Below are 19,163 nucleotides of genomic sequence, written 5' to 3' on the forward strand. Positions count from 1 at the left end.
CGACAATTTTTACTTGTTGATTCTGTCTTTTTTGAGCACAATTCGTTATATCAAGCATGCTAAAATATAAAAGAAATCATCAAGTATCACTAATCAAAATGGAGAGGAGGAGAAAACTTTGAGTAAGTGTTTCGGGTTGTTGATGATTTTATTTGTATTATCTGGCTGTTCAGGAAGTAGGAATTCGCAACAGGAAGTCGTTATAGAAAAGTCTGCTAATAATGACAAAGCAAGACAATTTGTTGATCAAAAAAATCCGCATTTAGGAACGCAATTAGAAGCAGAATCTTATACTAAACAGGAAGCGATTGAATTTTTACAAAATGGTTTAGGGATACCAACGAATGACTCGGCGTTTCATTATACGTTTAAGCAGTCAAATAAAGGAAGTTATGTTGTTCAAATTATATCTGAAAAGAATAGTGTCTCAAAAGAGAATGAATTGTTCGGATATTATCAGGTGTATCAAGATGGTATTATAGTGAAAATGATGGAAAAGGATCAAACGTTCCAAGAAAATTAAGTGATAAATAAAAAAGTTGACAAAAAACACAAACAGTCTTGTTTGTGTTTTTTTGTTTAATGTTCGTGTTTTATTTTTTAATAACCTTTTTCGAAAAAATATACGAACGTTCGGGTTTAAAAACGAACAAAAAGATGAAAATGTGTTGAAATATACGTTTTCCTTGCGTATACTGATGAAGTGAAAAAACGAACGAGGAGTGTACGAATGAACAAGAAAGTTCCTTATTTAATTGTGGCACCGGGGCTAGTACTATTATTATTTTTCTTAATGATTCCATTAATTACTAGCATTTTGCCAACCATTTTTACTGATCATGGCTTGACACTAAATCAGTATGTTACTTTTTTTAAAGATGACTATAATGTTTCAATTTTCTGGCGAACGATAAGAGTTTCGTTAATTGTGACGGGTATTTCAATCGTGTTGGGCATTCCAACGGCATACTTTATTGCTGGGGTTTCCAAAAAATGGCGTGGCTTTTTAATGGCTATGACCTTGTTTCCACTATTAACCAATTCAGTTATTCGAAGTTTTGCTTGGATTAACATTTTAGGAAAAAACGGTGTAGTGAATACGTTGTTATTAAAAACAGGCTTAATTGAGCAACCGCTGAATTTATTGTATACAGAATTTGCAATTATTATCGGTTCAGTGTATTTATTTTTACCAACAATGATTATGACCTTAGTTGGGGTTATGGAAAACATTGAAGGAGAAATGCTAGAAGCGGCTGAGACGCTAGGCGCCAATCCAATGACGGCTTTTCGGAAAATTGTTTTACCTTTATCAATTCCAGGCACCATTGTAGGAAGTATATTAGTGTTTACAGGAACTTTAACGGCTTATACGACGCCACAGCTGTTAGGTGGTAACCAAAAAATGATGATGTCGACCTTCTTATATCAAAAGGCTAATACTTTAGGTGATTGGCAATCGGCGAGTGTTCTTGCATTTATTATGATTTTAACAACATTAATTGTGATGAAAGGCCTAGACATGGTCGCTAAGAAAGTAGATCGGAGAGAAGCAAATCATGCGTAAGCAAAAAGGACTATCTGTTATTGCAATTCTAGTTTTTCTGTTTTTATTTTTACCATTATGTTTGATTGTGGTGACTTCTTTTGGAACAGCCGCAGCGATTCAATTTCCGATTAAAGGATTTACTTTAGATTGGTACGCCAAAGCCTTACAATCGGAAACGTTTATGGACAGTTTTAAGTTAAGCTTGTTGATTGGGGTATTAGCGACTGTTTTAGCATTAATAGTAGGGATTCCGGCTTCCTATGCGCTGGCACGTTATTCCGTTCGCGGGCGCAACTTTATTAAAAGCTTTTTCTTATCCCCAACTGTGATTCCAGGAATTGTGGTCGGGTATACGTTATTTCAATATATTGTTATTAAATTAGGTTTGCCTGTCTTTCAAGGATTATTAATGGGGCATTTTTTAATTAGTTTGCCTTATATTATTCGAGTGGTTGGGTCAAGTATGGAACAACTAGATTATTCAATGGAAGAAGTAGCTTGGACATTAGGTTGTACAAGATTGCGAGCTTTTATTCAAATTGTTTTACCCAATGTGTCTTCAGGAATTTTTGCAGCCTTTATGTTAGCATTTGTCAATTCGTTTAACAATGTTCCTGTATCGATGTTTTTATCAGGTCCCGGTGTGACGATGCTGCCTACTTCTTTATTAAGTTATATGGAATACAATTATGATCCAACTGTTTCAGCAATTTCTGTATTGTTGATGCTACTAACAATGGGCTTAATGTTTTTAATTGAAAAAACGTTGGGACTAGCTTCCATTGCCTAAAACATGGAAGAAGCACGAGATAGAAAGAGGAGAAAATTTTGACTTTTGTGGATTTAAAAGATATTCGCGTCAGCTATGACGGAAAACAAGATATTTTAAAAGATTTAAATATTTCAATGGAAAAAGGAGAATTAGTTTCTTTATTAGGACCGAGTGGTTGTGGTAAAACGACTACGCTAAGAGTGATTGCTGGATTAATTAAGCCAAACGACGGACAGTTTTTCGTTGACCAAGAAGAACTAACAAAGGTTCCTGTCCATAAAAGAAACTTCGGGATGGTTTTTCAAAGCTATGCGTTATTTCCCCATTTAACGATTGCAGAAAATGTCGCTTTTGGGCTGAAATTACGCAAAGAAAACAAACAAACCATGGACCAAAAAGTCACGGAAATGCTAAAAGTATGTGGTTTAGAAAGCTTGGGCGACCGTTATCCAAAACAATTATCTGGTGGTCAAAGACAGCGGGTTGCGCTAGCACGTGCTCTGATTATCGAACCTAAACTATTACTACTAGATGAACCGTTGAGTAATTTAGATGCAAAATTGCGAGTGGCAATGCGGATTGAAATCAAACGGATTCAACAACAATTAGGCATTACGACAGTTTTTGTCACACATGACCAAGAAGAATGTTTTTCTATTTCAGATAAAGTGGCCATTATGAATAATGGCGTGATTGAACAATATGATTCACCAGAAACGATTTATCGTTTGCCTCGTACTAAGTTTGTTGCAGAATTTATCGGTTTTGAAAACTTTTTCTCTGTCGAAAAAATGGAAGCCGGTCATTATCGGACACAAACAAATCAAATAGTGAAAACGACTAATCCTGAACCAAATGTTACAACGACGGTGGCAACGATTCGTCCAGAGGACATTGAGATTGTTTCAGAAGCTGCTACTAATACTGTCGCAGGTACTGTCGCTGTCCGAACATTTTTAGGGAAAAGCTATCAATATGAAGTGGAAACAGCGTTAGGTACATTGCTGGTTAATGGAACAAGTGAACAGTTATATGAAACAAACGAAACCATTCACTTGGCTTTTCCAGCTGAGAAATTAGTTATTTTAGAAAAATAAAAACCATTTTGGAGGAAGATTTAAAAATGAAAAAACGCGTAATTTTAGGGACATTAGTCGCTGCAACGTTATTAATGACTGCTTGTGGAAACAGCGAAGCAACTACGAAAAGCGAGAGCAAAGGTGGAAGTAATGCTTTAGTCGTTTCAACTTTCGGATTAAGTGAAGATATTGTCAAAAAAGACATCATCGCTCCATTTGAAAAAGAGAATGAAGCGAAAGTTACCTTAGAAGTAGGCAATAGCGCAGACCGCTTTACGAAATTAAAAAATAATCCCAATGCGGGAATTGATGTCATTGAATTAGCACAAGCAAATGCAGCACAAGGTGGAAAAGAAGGGTTATTTGAAAAAATTACAGAAAAAGAAGTACCTAATTTAAGTCAGTTAACACCAGGAGCAAAAGAGGTTTTTGAAAGTGGTGCTGGCGTACCAATCGCTGTAAACAGTATCGGGATTGTTTACAACAAAGAAAAATTAGGCAAAGAAATTAAAAACTGGGATGACTTATGGTCAGCTGATTTGAAAGGTAAAATTTCTGTTCCAGACGTTGCCACGACGGCAGGTCCTTTAATGTTATACGTTGCCAGTGAACATGCTGGTCAAGATATTACAAAAGATAACGGGAAGGCCGCTTTTGAAGCGATGAAAGAATTAAAACCAAACGTTGTTAAAACGTATTCAAAATCGTCAGACTTAGCTAATATGTTCCAATCTGGTGAAATTGAAGCAGCTGTGGTTGCTGATTTTGCGGTTGATATTATTCAAGGCGCAGCAGAAAACGTGACGTATATCGTTCCAGAAAGCGGCACGTATGCCAACTATAATACAGTCAATATTTCTAAAAAAGCACAAAACAAAGAAACCGCCTTTAAATTTGTTAACGCACGGATTAGTGAAGAATCACAAAAGGCCAAAGCGATTTCGTTAAATGAAGGACCTACAAATCAACAAGTAACGCTAAGCGAAAAAGAAGCGAAAAATAAAACATATGGTGCCATTGCCGAACGTGCCAAAACAGTCGATTTTAATTTTATTAATAGTCAACTAGCGGATTGGATTGATCAATGGAATCGGACGATGAATCAATAGTTTTAGAAAAGAGGGACAAAATGAACGTCGATGTATTACTAAAAAATGTGTGGCTGTATCAAACAGTCACTCAAACATTCGTTCAACGAAATGTTGCGATTAAAAATGACAAATTTTATTACATTTATGAAGAAGAGAACGTCAATTTGCAGCCCCAAAAAACAATTAATGCCGAGAATCAATGGATGATTCCCGGCTTAATTGATGCACACATGCATATTGAAAGTTCCATGACGACACCTACTATTTTTTCCAAAGCAGTAGTGCGTTACGGTGTGACAACGGTGATTGCCGATGCCCATGAAATGGCTAACGTATTTGGCTTAGAAGGCTTAAAAGCTTTTATGGCCGCTGAAACAGAACTAGATATCTTTCACGCAATTCCTTCCTCGGTTCCTTCGACCACTCCCGAATTAGAAACAACTGGTGGGATTATCGGCTTAGCAGAAGTAGCAGAATTACTCAAAGAGCCAAAAGTGATTTGTTTAGGGGAAGCCATGAATTTTAAAGGGATTTCCTATGAGCCAGATTCTTTAATTCGTCAAATTATCGATTTGTGTCAAAAACAACGACCAACCATGCCTTTAGAAGGCCACTGTCCTAAAATCGAAGATCAAGAGTTAGCAGATTTTCTATATAGTGGTATCACTTCAGATCATACCCATCAATTTCCTAAAACGTTAAAAGAAAAAATTGAAGCGGGCGTCTTTATTCAATTTCAAAATAAATCAATCACTCCTGAAAACATTCAGGTGATAGTAGACAATGACTTCTACAATTATGCAAGTATTATCACGGATGACGTGATGGCTGATGATTTGCTAAAAGGTCATCTAAATGAAAATGTCAAAAAAGCCGTTCATGCAGGATTGCCTATCGAAAAAGCCATTTATATGGCAACTTATACGCCGGCCAAACGAATGGGTCTCCATGATCGTGGCGAAATTGCACCTGGTAAAAAAGCTGACTTTTTGTTATTAAATGACTTAGAAAGTTTTGATATTAATACGGTTTATAAATCTGGAAAGGTCGTTTTTGAAAAAGGCGAGCCCTTCCATTATCCAGAAAAAATCGAAGAGTTTCCAGCCGCTTATCAACAAACCATCCAATGTAAAAAGTTAACAGAAGAAGATTTACTTTTAAAGGTGGCTACAACAAAAGAAACAGTTCGTTGTAATGTGATTCAAAAACAAGAAATTGGCACATTTACAGAGCGAATTACAAAAGAAATTCCTGTTGAAAATGGATTGTTGCAATGGCAAAAAGCCAACTGTGCCTTATTAATTGTGATGGAACGTTACGGAAAAAATGGCAATATTTCTTTTTCTTTAATGGATCAACCCCTTTCCGAGAAAGGAGCCATTGCGACAACCTGGGCCCATGATCATCATAATTTAATGGTGATGGGTAATACGATTGAGGATATTCTGTTAGCGCAGAATGAATTATTAGCGATGCAAGGCGGCTATTTGGTTGCTTCGGATCAGCAAGTGATGGCAACTTGTCCTTTACCAATTGGTGGGATTTTATCGCAAGCACCGATTGAACAATTAGGCGCTTCTTTACAAAAAGTCCGACAAGCTATGCAAGCGTTAGGTTATCAAAATATGAATGAAATCATGTCCTTTTCTACACTATCATTGCCTGTCTCGCCAGCCATTAAAGTGACAGATTTTGGGATGATGGATACGAAGTCACAACGTTTCTATCCATTAGTTTTTCCAGAGGATGGAGTTCTTTTGCATGAAAACACTCATTAAAAATGTGCATATACTAACAATGGATGAGCAATTTTCAGAAATCAAAGCCGGCTATTTAGTGATTGAAGAAGACACAATTGTGGAATTAGCACCAATGACCACACTTGATGAAAAGCGAATGGCTGCAAATCAAGTAATCGATGGTCAAAATGGAATTTTAATGCCTGGGATGATTAACACCCATACCCATGTAGGCATGATTCCGTTTCGTTCGTTAGGAGACGATGTGCCAGATCGACTCCGGCGTTTTCTTTTTCCATTAGAACAATTCATGACAAAAGAATTAGTAGGATGCAGTAGTGATTATGCAATTGCCGAAATGTTACTGAGTGGTATTACGAGCTTTTGTGATATGTATTATTTTGAAGATGAAATTGCTAAAAGTTGTGAAAAAATGAGTGTTCGTGCTTTGCTCGGAGAGACGATCATTGATATGCCCACTTGTGATAGTCCAGAACCTTCAGGCGGTCTTTTTTACGCGGAAACCTTTATTCGCAAGTGGCAAGGCCATCCGTTGATTACGCCTATACTTGCGCCACATGCACCGAATACCAACTCACCAGAAGTGTTGGCAAAAATTATTGAACTTAGTCGGCGATACCAAGTTCCTGTGACCATGCACGTTGCTGAAATGACTTATGAAATGGCTGAGTTTGAAAAAGCCTATCAAAAAACACCAATTGCTTTCTTAGAAGAACTGGATTATTTGAGCGAGCCGTTTATTTTAGCGCATTGTATTTTGGCAACAGATGAAGATCTTGCGAGTTTAGCTGCGACTAATGGAAAAGCGCGTGTCGCTCATTGTATCGGTGCGAATACTAAATCAGCCAAAGGCGTAGCGCCGATTAAGCAAATGCTTGATCAAGGGATTATTGTCGGTTTAGGCACGGATGGACCTAGTAGTGGGAATACATTAGATTTATTCACCCAAATGCGTATGGTTGCGAATTTTCATAAGACAGCACACCAAGATCGCTCTTTGTTTCCTGCTAAAGAAATTGTTTATCTGGCAACGATGGGGGGCGCTAAAACGTTAGGCTTGGCGGAGCAAGTCGGCTCATTGGAAGTGGGCAAAAAAGCGGATATAACATTAATTGAAACGCAATCAGTTAATATGTTTCCGATTTTTGATGCCTATTCAGCGTTGGTTTATTCAGCAAATGCTAGCAATGTTGAAGCTGTTTGGGTGAACGGTCAACAGTTAGTTGCCAATAAAGAATTACAACAAGCTAATCTCAAAGAAATCAAGGAAAAATTATATCAGGCCATGAATACGTTTGTGAAAGAAGCTAAAAAAAGAGCTGCTCTCTAAACAGAACAAGTAGGACGTATCGGATTGATTAAATAACGCTGGATTGACGTTTAGTGATTCAGGTTCTAATAGAGCGCAGACAAACTTTTAATGAAAGAGTTGTCTGTGTTCTTTTTTGTTATAAACATTTTTCTTTTTCTATATATATTTTTAAGGTAAGTTGTATTATAGTAAGTTTGAGAAGATGAGAATGAGAGGAAAAGCAATGAATATACAACGGTTTATAGAAAAACGCAAAGCACGTGGTTTGTCGCAAAGTGAATTAGCTAAAGGGATTTGTACGCAAGTTACGGTTAGTCGCTTTGAAAAGAATGGTCAAGTCCCAACTTTAAAAATATTGATCCAACTATGTAATCGTTTAGAGCTACCTTTGGGGGAACTCTTCCCGCGCGTAGGGATTAAACAACCTGAAATTCTTGAAAAAATGGAAGAAGCAGAATTCTTCTTGATTACCAGCGAACATGACCAATTGCAAACAATTTTAAAAAATATTCCTTTTGATGAAATCAAAGATTCCCAACTGTTATTAGAATATTATTATTTACAAGGCTTTGTCATGATTTTTCAAAATGCTTCGTTGATGGATTGCTTATTTACCTTTGAAAAACTTCTGTTTGAAGAGCAAAAATACACGAGCGATATTTACCGTTTGTTAGCTTTTACTGGAATTGGCATGGCCTATGCCAAAGAAGGCGAAATTGAGAAAGCGGAATTTTATTTCAATAAGGTCTTCAAGGAAATATATCTTTATACTATTCAATCAATGGAAGATACTTGGCGAGTATTAAATGTTGTCTTTCACTGTGGTGTTTTTTATGCAGAAAAAGGCGATTTAGAAACAAGTGATGCTTTGTTAGAGTATGCGATTTCCATCTGTTCTGATAATCACGTCACGTATTACTTGGCAAGAGCAGCTTTCCAACTTGCGAAAAATGCCTTAGCTGAAGAAAAGCCGCAAGAGCAAATTTTAGAACTACTACAAGATGCCCGCGCGTATGCAAAAATCAATAAAAACCGCATCTTGTTGGAAGCAATTCAAACATTGAAAGAAACAATTTTATCTAAGAATAATTAGTTTATATAGAAAATTATATATTTATTTTCAAAATATAATAAAAAAAGCGTTTTTTAAAAGAGTTCAAGACATGTTACGACCTTAAATGAAAATTTTAAGGTCGTTATTTTATATAAAAAAATATATAAACGACTTGACTGGCATCAAATAAAGGCGTATGATTCATTTGTGAATAAATGTGAAATAAAACACAATCTTTCGTGGAGAGGAAGTCTTGAGGTGCAACAAAGTCAAACTATTTATTTGATGGGCACAGTAATAGATGTATTTGTAGACCATGAAGAACCTGAAAAAATTCTAGAAGAAGTGCATCAACGATTGATCACTTATGAACAACGATTTAGTGCAAATGATTCCACTTCGGAACTGATGGCTGTCAATCAACAAGCTGGGCAAAAACCAGTCAGCGTTCATCCAGAGTTGTATCAATTAATTGCATTAGGGAAAAAACATAGTTGTGATCCAGCTAGTCATTTGAATGTTACCATTGGCCCGTTAGTTCAAACATGGCGAATCGGTTTTAAAGATGCCCGTGTCCCGTCAGAAGAGGAAATTAAAGCCTGTTTGAAAAAAATTAATCCAGAAAAGATTCACTTAAATCCCTTAAAACAAACGGTTTTTTTGGAAGAAGAAGGAATGAAATTAGATCTGGGGGCTTTAGCAAAAGGCTATATCGCTGATTTACTAATTGCCTATTTGAAAGAAGTCCATGTGACGTCTGCTTTGATTAATCTGGGCGGCAATATTGTGACATTGGGGCCCTCTACGCATCAAAACAAAAAATGGCGAATTGGTATTCGCAATCCGCAAAAATCCAGAGAAACAATCAGCTTACTTGTCGAAGTGGCTAATCAATCGGTTGTGACGTCGGGCATTTATGAAAGAAGTTTAACCGAAGCTGGGCGAGTCTATCACCATTTGTTGGATCCGACAACCGGTTACCCATTGGAAACTGAAATGGCCAGCCTTACAATTATCTCGGATGCTTCAGTGGATGGTGAGATTTGGACAACGCGTTTATTTGGCTATCCAATTCCAGAAGCGCTTGAAATCCTCAATCAACTAGATGGGATTGAAGGAGTCATCATTACACAAGACCAGCAAATTTTATATAGCAGCGGGTTAGCAGATACTCTTCACATTATCCATTCATAGAACCGAAAAAGAAAGGACAGCTCATTATGAAAAAAATTATCGGCTTAGTAGGAACGAACTCAGAGCAATCAACCAATCGTCAACTTTTGCAATTTATGCAACACTATTTTGCGCAGGAGGCTGATATTGAACTAGTTGAAATTGTTGACTTTCCTATGTTTAACAAGCCAGAAGACAAAGTTTTGCCAGAAATAGTTAAAACGGTTGCTGAAAAAATTGAAGCAGCAGATGGCGTCATTATCAGTACGCCTGAATATGACCATGCGGTGCCGGCTTCTTTGATGAATGCCCTAAGTTGGTTATCTTACGGGATTTTTCCGTTTGTTGATAAACCAGTTATGATTACTGGTGCATCCTATGGCACGTTAGGTTCCTCTAGAGCACAAGCGCATCTACGTCAAATTTTAGATGCTCCTGAATTGAAAGCACGAATTATGCCAAGCTCTGAATTTCTATTAGCGCATTCCTTACAAGCTTTTGATGAAAACAATGCGTTAAAAGATTCAGAACAAATAGATAAACTAGCTGGTTTGTTTGCAGATTTTTGTGTATTTATTGAAATTACAAAACAGCTGAAACATGCGCATGCGCAAAATAAAAAAGAAGCAGAAAATTTCTCATGGGAAACGATTTAACGAAATGGAGTGAATAAAATGAAATTAATTGGGATCGTCGGATCAAACGCTGATTCTTCTTATAATCGGTTACTACTGCAATATATTGGCAAAGAGTTTTATAAAATGTTCGACTTGGAAATTTTAGAAATTAAAGATATTCCAATGTTTAATCAAAGTAAGGATCAAACGAACAGTGTCTTGATTCAGAATATGAATCGCAAAATTTTACAAGCAGACGGCGTAATTATTGCGACGCCCGAACATAACCATACCATTCCTGCCGGTTTGAAAAGTGTGTTAGAATGGTTATCTTTCAAAATTCATCCGCTGGAAAATAAACCAGTAATGATTGTTGGTTGCTCTTATTATGATCAAGGAACTTCACGTGCGCAATTACATCTCCGTCAAATTCTTGATGCACCTGGTGTCAATGCAATCGTGATGCCTGGAAACGAGTTTTTATTAGGAAAAGCTAAAGAAGCATTTGATGAAAACGGCAACTTAATTGCGGAGGGAACACGTCAATTTTTAGAAAGCACATTACAAAAATTCGTGGAATTCATTGATGTGATTTCAAAATTAGAAGGGGCTAAGCCAAAAGACTTACCTGAGGATTTACATGCAAAAGGAACCATTGAAACAACGATCGAAGGGGTTGATATGGCAGCAGATGATTGGGTAGAACAAGCAGCAGAAGCGGTTCAGGCTGTGGAAGGCGACACATATGTAAAATTAGATCGAGGCATTTTAACCGTAGATCAGCTAAATTATTTCTTAAAATCAATGCCAATGGAATTGACTTATGCAGACAGTAACAATCAATTTTTATATTACAATAAAAAAATGGCTGCTGAAGAAATGTTTGCTAAACGGCAACCAGGACAAGTTGGTAATCCATTATCGAATTGCCATCCGCCAAAAGCATTGAAAAATGTAGAATGGGTGATTCAACAATTACGGTCAGGAAAAACAGATGCTATTCGCGTTCATGTTCCAATGCACGGACCAGATACCTATGTAGTGCATAATTATCAAGCGATGTATGATGATAATGGAAATTACGCGGGAATTAATGAGTATATTTTAGACTTTAAACCAATTGTTGATTGGTATTTAAAACAAACTGGGCAAGAATTAGTCGGTGGAAAAAACGTCGATGCAGTCAGTGGTGCCTCCAAAAAAGAAGCGCCAGAAACGGCAGATAGTGTATCAAGTGCATCAGTCCATGAAGAAGAGTCAGCGACCGACAAGCCAACAGTTGACAGCGTTTCTAGCGCTTCAATTAAAGAGTAAAATAACAGCAAAAAATAGCGGCAACAAGTAGTCATACTGTATTCAGATTAGCAATGCCAAATGAGGACTTTTATTGACAGAAGCTGATACTTAAAAGAGTAAGAACTTTATAGGAAGATAGTATAGAAGACGAACCAAAAGTTTCAATCATTTTTGACGAATAGGCTAGAAAAGAAACAGAAAATTAGTCAAACAAATCAGCTTTTCTTTAAATTTAAAGTAAAAAAATAACAAAAAAAGCCTCCTTGGTGACGCAAGGGGGCTTTTTTTGGTTAAAATAATACTTTTCTATGAAGATTCCTAAATATTGAAAGAATCATTTTTAAATTTGTGGAAAAAATAAGCAAGATTGACACTCACGTCTTGTTAAAAAAATAGATACTTAAGGCGTGATAGTTTGGAGTTGAAAATGTGACTACTTTGTTAGATGAATTATTAGACCAAGAATTCCGAGATAAATTACTTATTTATCAAACTTTTATGAATAGTGAAGGTCCATTATTAAAAGAAGAATTTTATGGATATTTTGATTTATCCACTCAAAAGTTAGAATCGTTGTGCCGTCAAATAAATTATGAATGTACACAGATTTCTTCAAGGAGTCAAATTCTTTTTCCAGCTAAAGGACTGATTAGTGCGCAAAAATTATCGCAAATTGATTATCAAGCCTTAAGAAAATATTATTTTGATCAATCACTAATGGCCAAGTTGCTTCTTGATGTGGGCCTCTATCAAAAGCACACGATTCAAGAATTTTCTCAAATTCATTTTATGAGCAAAAGCAAAATTTATGCCTTCTCGTATAAACTAAATCTGATTTTAGCTAATTGGCGTATTAAATTAAAGTCAACAGGCTTGGTTGGAGAAGAGAAAAATATCCGAAGTTTTTGTTTTCAATGCTTGTATTATTTTTATGGAAGTAATCAAGAAAGGCTGCCTAACATTTTGCTGGAAAATAGTCCTGGCATTAAGCGATTTATAAACGATTTACAACTGATGTATCAAAGAACGTTTAGTCTTAATCAAAGCGCACAACTATTTATTCTTTTAACGATCCAACGTTTTCGTGTATTTTCTGATCATGTAGTGGACTCTTTTACGGAAGTTCATGTGCCTAGTTGTTTACAGCATGCGTTTGAAAAAATTTATACAAGCGAAACCCCTCTTTTTAAAGAGGATTTTGGCAAAGAGACTTCATATATTTTTCTTTTTTTAAGTTTAAATGAATACATTGATAGTCCGATTGTTTTTCCAGATAAGTTAACCATGTTAGACGAATTTATTGATCATATGAATAGTGTTATTCCTTTCTTTGAAAAGCGAATTACGGTGGAAACAAAAGAAAAATTAAAGTTGATTTGTTATCGCTGGGACCGCCTATACTTTTCGGTGGCTGCATTTATTCCCGCCAAGCAGAGCAGTTTCTTTGAAGAGCGGTTTCCTCAAATTCATCGCGCCTTAGATGGTTTTATACAAAAGACAGAGTCGCTGCATCAAAAACGATTTTTAATGTATGAACGCGTGCATCTATACTATGATTTTATGTTTTGTTTGTTAAATGATCGTTCTTTTTGCGCAATTGAAAAAACGATTCATGTATTTGTTGATTTTTCTGGTGGGGAGGATTATAACCGCTTTATTGCAAAAATTATTGCTTCTTTCAATTATATGGATGTTATGATTGATCACAAATTAACCTTAGAAACCGATTTGTATTTGTCCGATTTTTATAGTTCGAAAGTACGGTGTCGTCAATTGACATGGCGTCATTTGCCGGAAACAAAAGATTGGCAAGTATTTGCTGAGGTAGTCAGAGAACTAAGAAAGGGAGAGACTCAGAAAAATGAGCACTATGAGAGAGACCCAATCGAGATGTGGCGAGAACAAGAATACGAAGGATAGTCAATTGAGACAAGCAGTTAACTATAAAGACTTAACTGGTCAAAAGTTTGGTGAGTTGACAGTAGTAGCACCAACGGCAAAAAGAAAAGAAGGGCTGATTGTTTGGGCCTGTCGCTGTTCTTGTGGGAGCTATGCAGAAGCTTCAAGAAGACAACTAATTCGTGGGTATCGAACGAAATGTGCTCACCATCGCTATCAAACAATGTTGAAAAAAAACTATCATGAATTAGTCGTGGTACGGATTGAAAGTATTCAACAGACAATGAAAGCGTATTGTCTGTGTTCGTGCGGACAATCTTGCTGGGTTCGCTGTGAAAATTTGTTGAATGGCCATACCAAAAGTTGCGGTCATCGTAAAAAGAAGGATTACCGACAAAGAGTTGCTGGCGTAATTCCAGGGAAGTTACAAAGTAAACGCCCCAAAAATAATAGCAGTGGACACAAAGGAGTGAGCCAGACCGCTTCTGGGAAATGGCTGGCTTATATCTCTTTGAAAGGCAAGCGCCATAACTTAGGTATCTTTACGAAAAAAAGTGAAGCAATTTTAGCAAGAAAATTAGCAGAACGTCGTCTATTTCAACCAATTTTACAACAAGAAATAGTGACTACAAATAAGGAAGTTTAGCGACAGAGAGGATGCGAAAGATGTTAGCAGGCTTATTTTCAGTAACTGGAATGATTTTATTGGGGATTTTATTTTGCTTAATTGGTTATCAAACGTTTCGAAAACATCATCATTAAGAGAAGAATGTTCTAGCTAGATAATTTCATCGACAGATGAAATTATCTAGCTTTTTTTATAAAAAAGCTAAGAAAAGGATAAGAGATTGTGGAAATTCTTTAGGTTGTTTAACAAAGCCTTAATTTCCTTTGTTTTAGATTGTGGTTAAGAAGATTTTTCTCTATACTAAGTCTTCGGAAATCAAAGAAAAGAAAGGAGCGAGTGATGTGGTTAAAAAAATTGGTTTAAGTATAATGCTCTTATTTTTTTTCTTAATTATCTCACTCCCAATCTATGCGTGGAAGATTGAGCCGAATTTAGTTCACGTTAATCAGGTGACTTTGGGAAAGAAAAATCAACGAGAACCATTGAATGTTGTGCAACTTTCGGATATACAAGTTTCAGAATTTTATGAGACGAAGCGGTTAGATAAAGTCATAAAAAAAGTCAATCGTGAAAAACCAGATATTATCGTTTTTACAGGTGATTTATTTGACAATTATGCCAAAAATCCGCAACAAAAAGAACCGATGATTGAAAAGTTAAAACAGTTACAAGCGACAATTGGAAAATATGCAGTTTGGGGAAATCATGATTATGGTGGCGGTGCTTCTGCGGTGTATGATGAAGTCATGGAGGCCAGTGGCTTTACTGTTATGAAAAACCAAGGAGAAACAGTAACCTTAGCAGATGGACGCCGTCTTTTTATTGGTGGTTTAGATGACTCGTTATTAGGAAATCCTTCCGTTTCAGAAACATTATCCTATCGAGAAACGTATGACTATGCGTTATTAATGACCCATGAACCAGATGTCGCGGATGCATTTGTTGGTACGGGTACACAGTTAGTTTTAGCAGGACATAGCCATGGCGGACAAATTTGGATTCCTTTTTATCCAATCACAAATGTTTTAGCAGAAAAGTATACCAGAGGATTGTATCAGTTGGACCAAGAAACGCAACTATATGTTAATACAGGCTTAGGAACGACCGCCATTCATGCCCGTTTTGGGGTGATCCCTGAAATTACACATTTTACTATCTATATTTAAAAAGTCTGGTCGGATTGACCAGACTTTTTTCTGTTATTTAACAGAATTATTTTTAAGAAAAAGATGTTCATATTTTGGTGAAACGTTTCTATAAAATGCTTTAAAATATCTAGAAAAGAGTATTTTTATGGAAAAAGAAGCAGGGAAAATAATTTCTTTATAAATGGTCTATAGCGCTTTTTAATGCTGTTATTTTTAAATAAAACCATAATGTAAGGGTTTACAACCGTTTGAAGTGAATGTATAATCTGTTTGTAGAAACGTTTCACTAAAAAGAAAGGAACCCTGCTTATGAAAAAACTAAAAAAGTTTTATGATCAGCGGCAATTGCATTGGATGGTACTTCCGGGTGTAGCATTCATGATTGTCTTTAACTACATTCCAATTTATGGAATTATCATTGCTTTTAAAAATTATACGATTGTTGACACGGTTTCTTCTGCACCATGGGTTGGACTTGAAAATTTTCGAATCATTATGGAAGATAGTTTTTTTTGGGAAGCAGTTCGTAATACCTTAGCGATTAGTTTAATGAAACTTTTTTTAGGATTCGCTATTCCGATTATCTTAGCGGTAATGATTTTTGAAATGAGAGATGGACATTTAAAAAAAGTGATTCAGACAATTTCTTATATTCCGCACTTTTTTTCTTGGATCGTTTTAGGCGGGATGTTGATTTCGTGGCTTTCAACAAATGGCTTTATCAACCAAGTCATGATGTCGTTAGGCTTAATGAATCAGGGCGTCAATCATTTGTTAGATCCTGATAAGTATTGGTGGATTGCTGTTCTTTCTGATTTGTGGAAAGAAGTAGGTTGGGGCACGATTCTCTATCTTGCTGGCATGTCTCGCATTGATCCAACGTTTTATGAAGCAGCGAGAATTGATGGTGCTTCAAAATTAACACAAATCCGAACGATTACTTTGCCCTTATTAGCGCCGATTATTTCGTTGAACTTAATTCTAAATGTTAGTGGTTTATTGGGATCGAACTTAGATCAAACGTTGGTTTTAATGAATGCTCAAAACCAAAACAAATCAGAAGTAATTAATTCATTTGTTTATCGTATGGGGCTAACGCAAGGGGACTTTTCTTATGCGACGGCAGTTGGTTTAGGGATTTCCGTTATTTCAATTATTTTATTAGTCATTACGGATCGCATTACTAGAAAAATGAACAATGGTCGGTCGGTTATTTTATAAAGGAGGCAACAGCTGTGATTAAAAGAAAATCAAAAGAAAACAAATGGTTTTACTTTTTCAATACGTTAATTCTTGTGTTGTTTTCTTTATTAATTATCGTGCCAATTTGGAATATTTTAGTTTCATCAGTTTCGTCAAGTTCGGGTTTAGCCGGTAAAGGCTTGGTTTTATGGCCGAAAGGATTTACGCTAGAAAATTATCGGAAAGTTTTTTCGGATAGTAGCATTCCGCGAGCGTTTTTGATTTCTGTTTTAAAAACAGTCATCGGTGCGTCGACGCATACGCTGTTCTGTGCAATTGTCGCCTATGGACTTAGTAAATCTAGACTAGTCGGGCGTAACATTTATACAACGATGGGTGTCATTACAATGTACTTTGGTGGGGGCATGATTCCCACGTATCTTTTGATTAAGTCATTAGGACTCTTAGATACCTTCTGGGTATATATCATTCCAGCTTTATTTAGCTATTATGATGTAGTTATCTTAATGAACTTTTTCCGAGAAATTCCACCATCTTTAGAAGAATCCGCCAAAATAGACGGCGCCAGTGAATTTCAAATTTTTTATAAAATCTTTTTACCTTTAACAAAACCGGCATTAGCCACCATCATTTTATTTAATGGGGTTGGTCAATGGAATGACTTTATGACCACGAAATTATATATTACCAAAGAATATCTGTATCCATTACAGATGAAGATTTATGAAATTATTGTTCAATCAAACTTGAGTACCATGACAGAGAGCGGCAGTACAGATATGGTGGTGCAGGCAACGACACGTGGCGTTCAACTGGCAACAATTGTCATTACAACGATACCAATTTTAATCATTTATCCATTACTACAAAAACACTTTATCGGCGGTATGATGGCCGGTGCAGTAAAAGAATAAAGAAAGTAGGGAACAATATGAAAAAAGTTTTAGGCGGTTTATTGGTGGCAACGGCGGTCGTTAGTTTAGCGGCCTGTAGCGGTGGGGAAAAGAAAGCTAGCTCAGATGTCTCAATTAAGGATCGGTATGAATTAGATGAAAAGACGCCTGCTTGGAAGTTAGATAAGAAGAAAGAACCGACCAAGATTAAATGGTATATTAACTCAGATTGGACGGCGCTGCCTTTTGGAAAAGACGTGACCACTGCGCAGATTAAAAAAGACTTAAATGTGGATATTGAATTTATTTCCGGCGATGATTCAAAATTAAATGCCATGATTTCAAGTGGAGATATGCCTGATATCGTGACATTAACTGAAAAAACTGGACAAGCAGCATTGAAAGCAGATTCTTGGGCCTATTCTTTAAACGATTTAGCTAAAAAATATGACCCCTATTTAATGAAAGTTGTTAACCAAGATACGTTTAAATGGTATGCCTTAGAGGATGGAAAAACATATGGTTACCCTAATTACTCTAATACAAAAGCGGATTATGAAAGTGGAAATATCCCAGTAAATGATAATTTTGTTATTCGTGAGGATGTCTATAATGCATTAGGCAAGCCAGACGTTTCAACACCAGAAAATTTTGAAAAAGTCATGCAACAGATTAAAGAAAAATATCCTGAGATGACCCCAATGGGCTTCACCACAGTGGGCGATGGTGCAGGACCATTTTTAGACAAATTACAAGACTTCTTAGGTGTTCCTTTAGAGGATAAAAATGGTAAATACTATGATCGAAATTTAGATAAAGAATACTTAGAATGGTTAAAAACATTTAATGATGTTTACCGAGCAGGCAATATTAGTGATGATAGCTTCACAGATGATGGGGCGACGTTTGATGAAAAAGTGAAACAAGGAAATTATGCAACCATGCTCGTTGCCGGAACCAGTGGTCAAGGTGGGAACTTCACAGAATTTATGAAAAAATCTGGCACACGTTATATAGCCATTGATGGACCAAGTAGCACTTCTGGCCGAAAACCAACATTAAATCAAACCGGCATTTCAGGTTGGTTAAGTAATTACATTACGAAAGATGCGAAAGATCCAGCGAAAGTCACTCAACTGTTCACATATTTAATTGATGAACCGGGACAAATTTTAACAAAATATGGCGTTGAAGGAGTTACTTATGCGTACAATGATCAAGGAAAAATTGATTATTTACCAGAAGTGAAAAAATTAGAACAAACAGACAATGATGCCTATAACAAAAAATATGGCATTAGTCGTTTCCTATACTTTAACAATGACCGTGTTAATAAACTAAAAGTGCCAATGGAAAGTGCTTTAACGCAAATGCAAGAATGGGGCAAAGGAAAATTAGTCCCACATTTCGTAATTGAAAATATTAATCCAGATGCGGGAACGCCGGAAGCTCGGGCGAATGAAGCGATTGAAACCAAACTAAATACAACCGTTATTTCAATGATTCGTGCGAAAGATGATACAGCCTTTGACAAATCTTTAGAAGACTACAAAGCATTCTTAAAATCAAATAAATGGGATGCAATTGAAAAAATAAAATCTGAGAAAATGGCGGAAAACAGAGACAAACTTAAGTAAGAGAGGAGGAGAGAAAAGCGGATAAAGCAACGAGAAATCCGCTTTTCTCTTT

17 protein-coding genes are annotated in these 19,163 nt (G+C 36.3%); all 17 read left to right on the forward strand.

Annotated features, from left to right (window positions below; translation table 11 throughout):
- Nucleotides 1–142: 142 nt before the first annotated feature.
- The 17 genes from IGK72_RS05260 (at nucleotide 143) to IGK72_RS05340 (ending at nucleotide 19,111) form a co-directional block, all read left to right on the forward strand.
- Nucleotides 143–523, forward strand: coding sequence for a hypothetical protein (locus IGK72_RS05260; protein ID WP_002392180.1), 381 nt, complete (start codon nucleotides 143–145; stop codon nucleotides 521–523).
- A gap of 207 nt (nucleotides 524–730) precedes the next feature.
- A complete protein-coding gene (locus IGK72_RS05265) occupies nucleotides 731–1,567 on the forward strand; it encodes an ABC transporter permease (protein ID WP_002382189.1) in 837 nt (278 codons plus the stop codon).
- Nucleotides 1,560–2,339, forward strand: coding sequence for an ABC transporter permease (locus IGK72_RS05270; RefSeq protein ID WP_002357916.1), 780 nt, complete (start codon nucleotides 1,560–1,562; stop codon nucleotides 2,337–2,339). Before IGK72_RS05265 ends, IGK72_RS05270 begins: the two co-directional genes overlap by 8 nt.
- Nucleotides 2,340–2,377: 38 nt before the next feature.
- Nucleotides 2,378–3,418, forward strand: a complete 1,041-nt coding sequence (locus IGK72_RS05275; RefSeq protein WP_002413403.1) for an ABC transporter ATP-binding protein — start codon at nucleotides 2,378–2,380, stop codon at nucleotides 3,416–3,418.
- Between the two features lie 26 nt (nucleotides 3,419–3,444).
- On the forward strand, nucleotides 3,445–4,509 hold the full coding sequence (locus IGK72_RS05280) for an ABC transporter substrate-binding protein (RefSeq protein WP_002407115.1): 1,065 nt from the start codon (nucleotides 3,445–3,447) through the stop codon (nucleotides 4,507–4,509).
- The gene (locus IGK72_RS05285; RefSeq protein ID WP_002393188.1) at nucleotides 4,485–6,269 is read left to right on the forward strand and encodes an adenine deaminase; all 1,785 of its coding nucleotides are present in this window, start codon (nucleotides 4,485–4,487) and stop codon (nucleotides 6,267–6,269) included. Before IGK72_RS05280 ends, IGK72_RS05285 begins: the two co-directional genes overlap by 25 nt.
- Complete coding sequence (locus IGK72_RS05290; protein WP_002393189.1) at nucleotides 6,253–7,581, forward strand: amidohydrolase; 1,329 nt, start codon at nucleotides 6,253–6,255, stop codon at nucleotides 7,579–7,581. The genes IGK72_RS05285 and IGK72_RS05290 overlap by 17 nt, the downstream gene beginning before the upstream one ends.
- A gap of 184 nt (nucleotides 7,582–7,765) precedes the next feature.
- Nucleotides 7,766–8,656, forward strand: a complete 891-nt coding sequence (locus IGK72_RS05295; protein WP_002382193.1) for a helix-turn-helix domain-containing protein — start codon at nucleotides 7,766–7,768, stop codon at nucleotides 8,654–8,656.
- Between the two features lie 219 nt (nucleotides 8,657–8,875).
- Complete coding sequence (locus IGK72_RS05300; protein WP_023894551.1) at nucleotides 8,876–9,811, forward strand: FAD:protein FMN transferase; 936 nt, start codon at nucleotides 8,876–8,878, stop codon at nucleotides 9,809–9,811.
- 26 nt (nucleotides 9,812–9,837) lie between these two features.
- Nucleotides 9,838–10,446, forward strand: a complete 609-nt coding sequence (locus IGK72_RS05305) for an NADPH-dependent FMN reductase (RefSeq protein ID WP_070415897.1) — start codon at nucleotides 9,838–9,840, stop codon at nucleotides 10,444–10,446.
- 18 nt (nucleotides 10,447–10,464) lie between these two features.
- On the forward strand, nucleotides 10,465–11,721 hold the full coding sequence (locus IGK72_RS05310) for an NADPH-dependent oxidoreductase (protein WP_070415896.1): 1,257 nt from the start codon (nucleotides 10,465–10,467) through the stop codon (nucleotides 11,719–11,721).
- A 411-nt stretch (nucleotides 11,722–12,132) separates the two neighbouring features.
- Complete coding sequence (locus tag IGK72_RS05315) at nucleotides 12,133–13,623, forward strand: helix-turn-helix domain-containing protein (protein ID WP_002361663.1); 1,491 nt, start codon at nucleotides 12,133–12,135, stop codon at nucleotides 13,621–13,623.
- Nucleotides 13,574–14,248 (forward strand): AP2 domain-containing protein, encoded by a 675-nt coding sequence (locus IGK72_RS05320; RefSeq protein WP_002397195.1) that lies wholly within the window; start codon nucleotides 13,574–13,576, stop codon nucleotides 14,246–14,248. The genes IGK72_RS05315 and IGK72_RS05320 overlap by 50 nt, the downstream gene beginning before the upstream one ends.
- 257 nt (nucleotides 14,249–14,505) lie before the next feature.
- Nucleotides 14,506–15,396 (forward strand): metallophosphoesterase, encoded by an 891-nt coding sequence (locus IGK72_RS05325; RefSeq protein WP_016633884.1) that lies wholly within the window; start codon nucleotides 14,506–14,508, stop codon nucleotides 15,394–15,396.
- A 291-nt stretch (nucleotides 15,397–15,687) separates the two neighbouring features.
- Complete coding sequence (locus IGK72_RS05330) at nucleotides 15,688–16,599, forward strand: ABC transporter permease (protein ID WP_070415895.1); 912 nt, start codon at nucleotides 15,688–15,690, stop codon at nucleotides 16,597–16,599.
- Nucleotides 16,600–16,613: 14 nt separating this feature from the next.
- A complete protein-coding gene (locus IGK72_RS05335; RefSeq protein ID WP_002357901.1) occupies nucleotides 16,614–17,495 on the forward strand; it encodes a carbohydrate ABC transporter permease in 882 nt (293 codons plus the stop codon).
- Between the two features lie 17 nt (nucleotides 17,496–17,512).
- Nucleotides 17,513–19,111, forward strand: a complete 1,599-nt coding sequence (locus IGK72_RS05340; RefSeq protein ID WP_002388857.1) for a hypothetical protein — start codon at nucleotides 17,513–17,515, stop codon at nucleotides 19,109–19,111.
- Nucleotides 19,112–19,163: the final 52 nt, after the last annotated feature.

This window comes from Enterococcus sp. DIV0183, assembly GCF_050541505.1.
In the GTDB taxonomy this organism is placed as follows: domain Bacteria; phylum Bacillota; class Bacilli; order Lactobacillales; family Enterococcaceae; genus Enterococcus; species Enterococcus faecalis.

Bases quoted from the DNA above. Each gene is read 5' to 3' on its own strand.
- IGK72_RS05285 (WP_002393188.1), top strand. From the start codon at position 4,485: ATGGAATCGGACGATGAATCAATAGTTTTAGAAAAGAGGGACAAAATG.
- IGK72_RS05295 (WP_002382193.1), top strand. From the start codon at position 7,766: ATGAGAATGAGAGGAAAAGCAATGAATATACAACGGTTTATAGAAAAA.
- IGK72_RS05270 (WP_002357916.1), top strand. From the start codon at position 1,560: ATGCGTAAGCAAAAAGGACTATCTGTTATTGCAATTCTAGTTTTTCTG.
- IGK72_RS05305 (WP_070415897.1), top strand. From the start codon at position 9,838: ATGAAAAAAATTATCGGCTTAGTAGGAACGAACTCAGAGCAATCAACC.
- IGK72_RS05330 (WP_070415895.1), top strand. From the start codon at position 15,688: ATGAAAAAACTAAAAAAGTTTTATGATCAGCGGCAATTGCATTGGATG.
- IGK72_RS05340 (WP_002388857.1), top strand. From the start codon at position 17,513: ATGAAAAAAGTTTTAGGCGGTTTATTGGTGGCAACGGCGGTCGTTAGT.
- IGK72_RS05265 (WP_002382189.1), top strand. From the start codon at position 731: ATGAACAAGAAAGTTCCTTATTTAATTGTGGCACCGGGGCTAGTACTA.
- IGK72_RS05280 (WP_002407115.1), top strand. From the start codon at position 3,445: ATGAAAAAACGCGTAATTTTAGGGACATTAGTCGCTGCAACGTTATTA.
- IGK72_RS05290 (WP_002393189.1), top strand. From the start codon at position 6,253: ATGAAAACACTCATTAAAAATGTGCATATACTAACAATGGATGAGCAA.
- IGK72_RS05320 (WP_002397195.1), top strand. From the start codon at position 13,574: ATGAGAGAGACCCAATCGAGATGTGGCGAGAACAAGAATACGAAGGAT.
- IGK72_RS05310 (WP_070415896.1), top strand. From the start codon at position 10,465: ATGAAATTAATTGGGATCGTCGGATCAAACGCTGATTCTTCTTATAAT.
- IGK72_RS05260 (WP_002392180.1), top strand. From the start codon at position 143: ATGATTTTATTTGTATTATCTGGCTGTTCAGGAAGTAGGAATTCGCAA.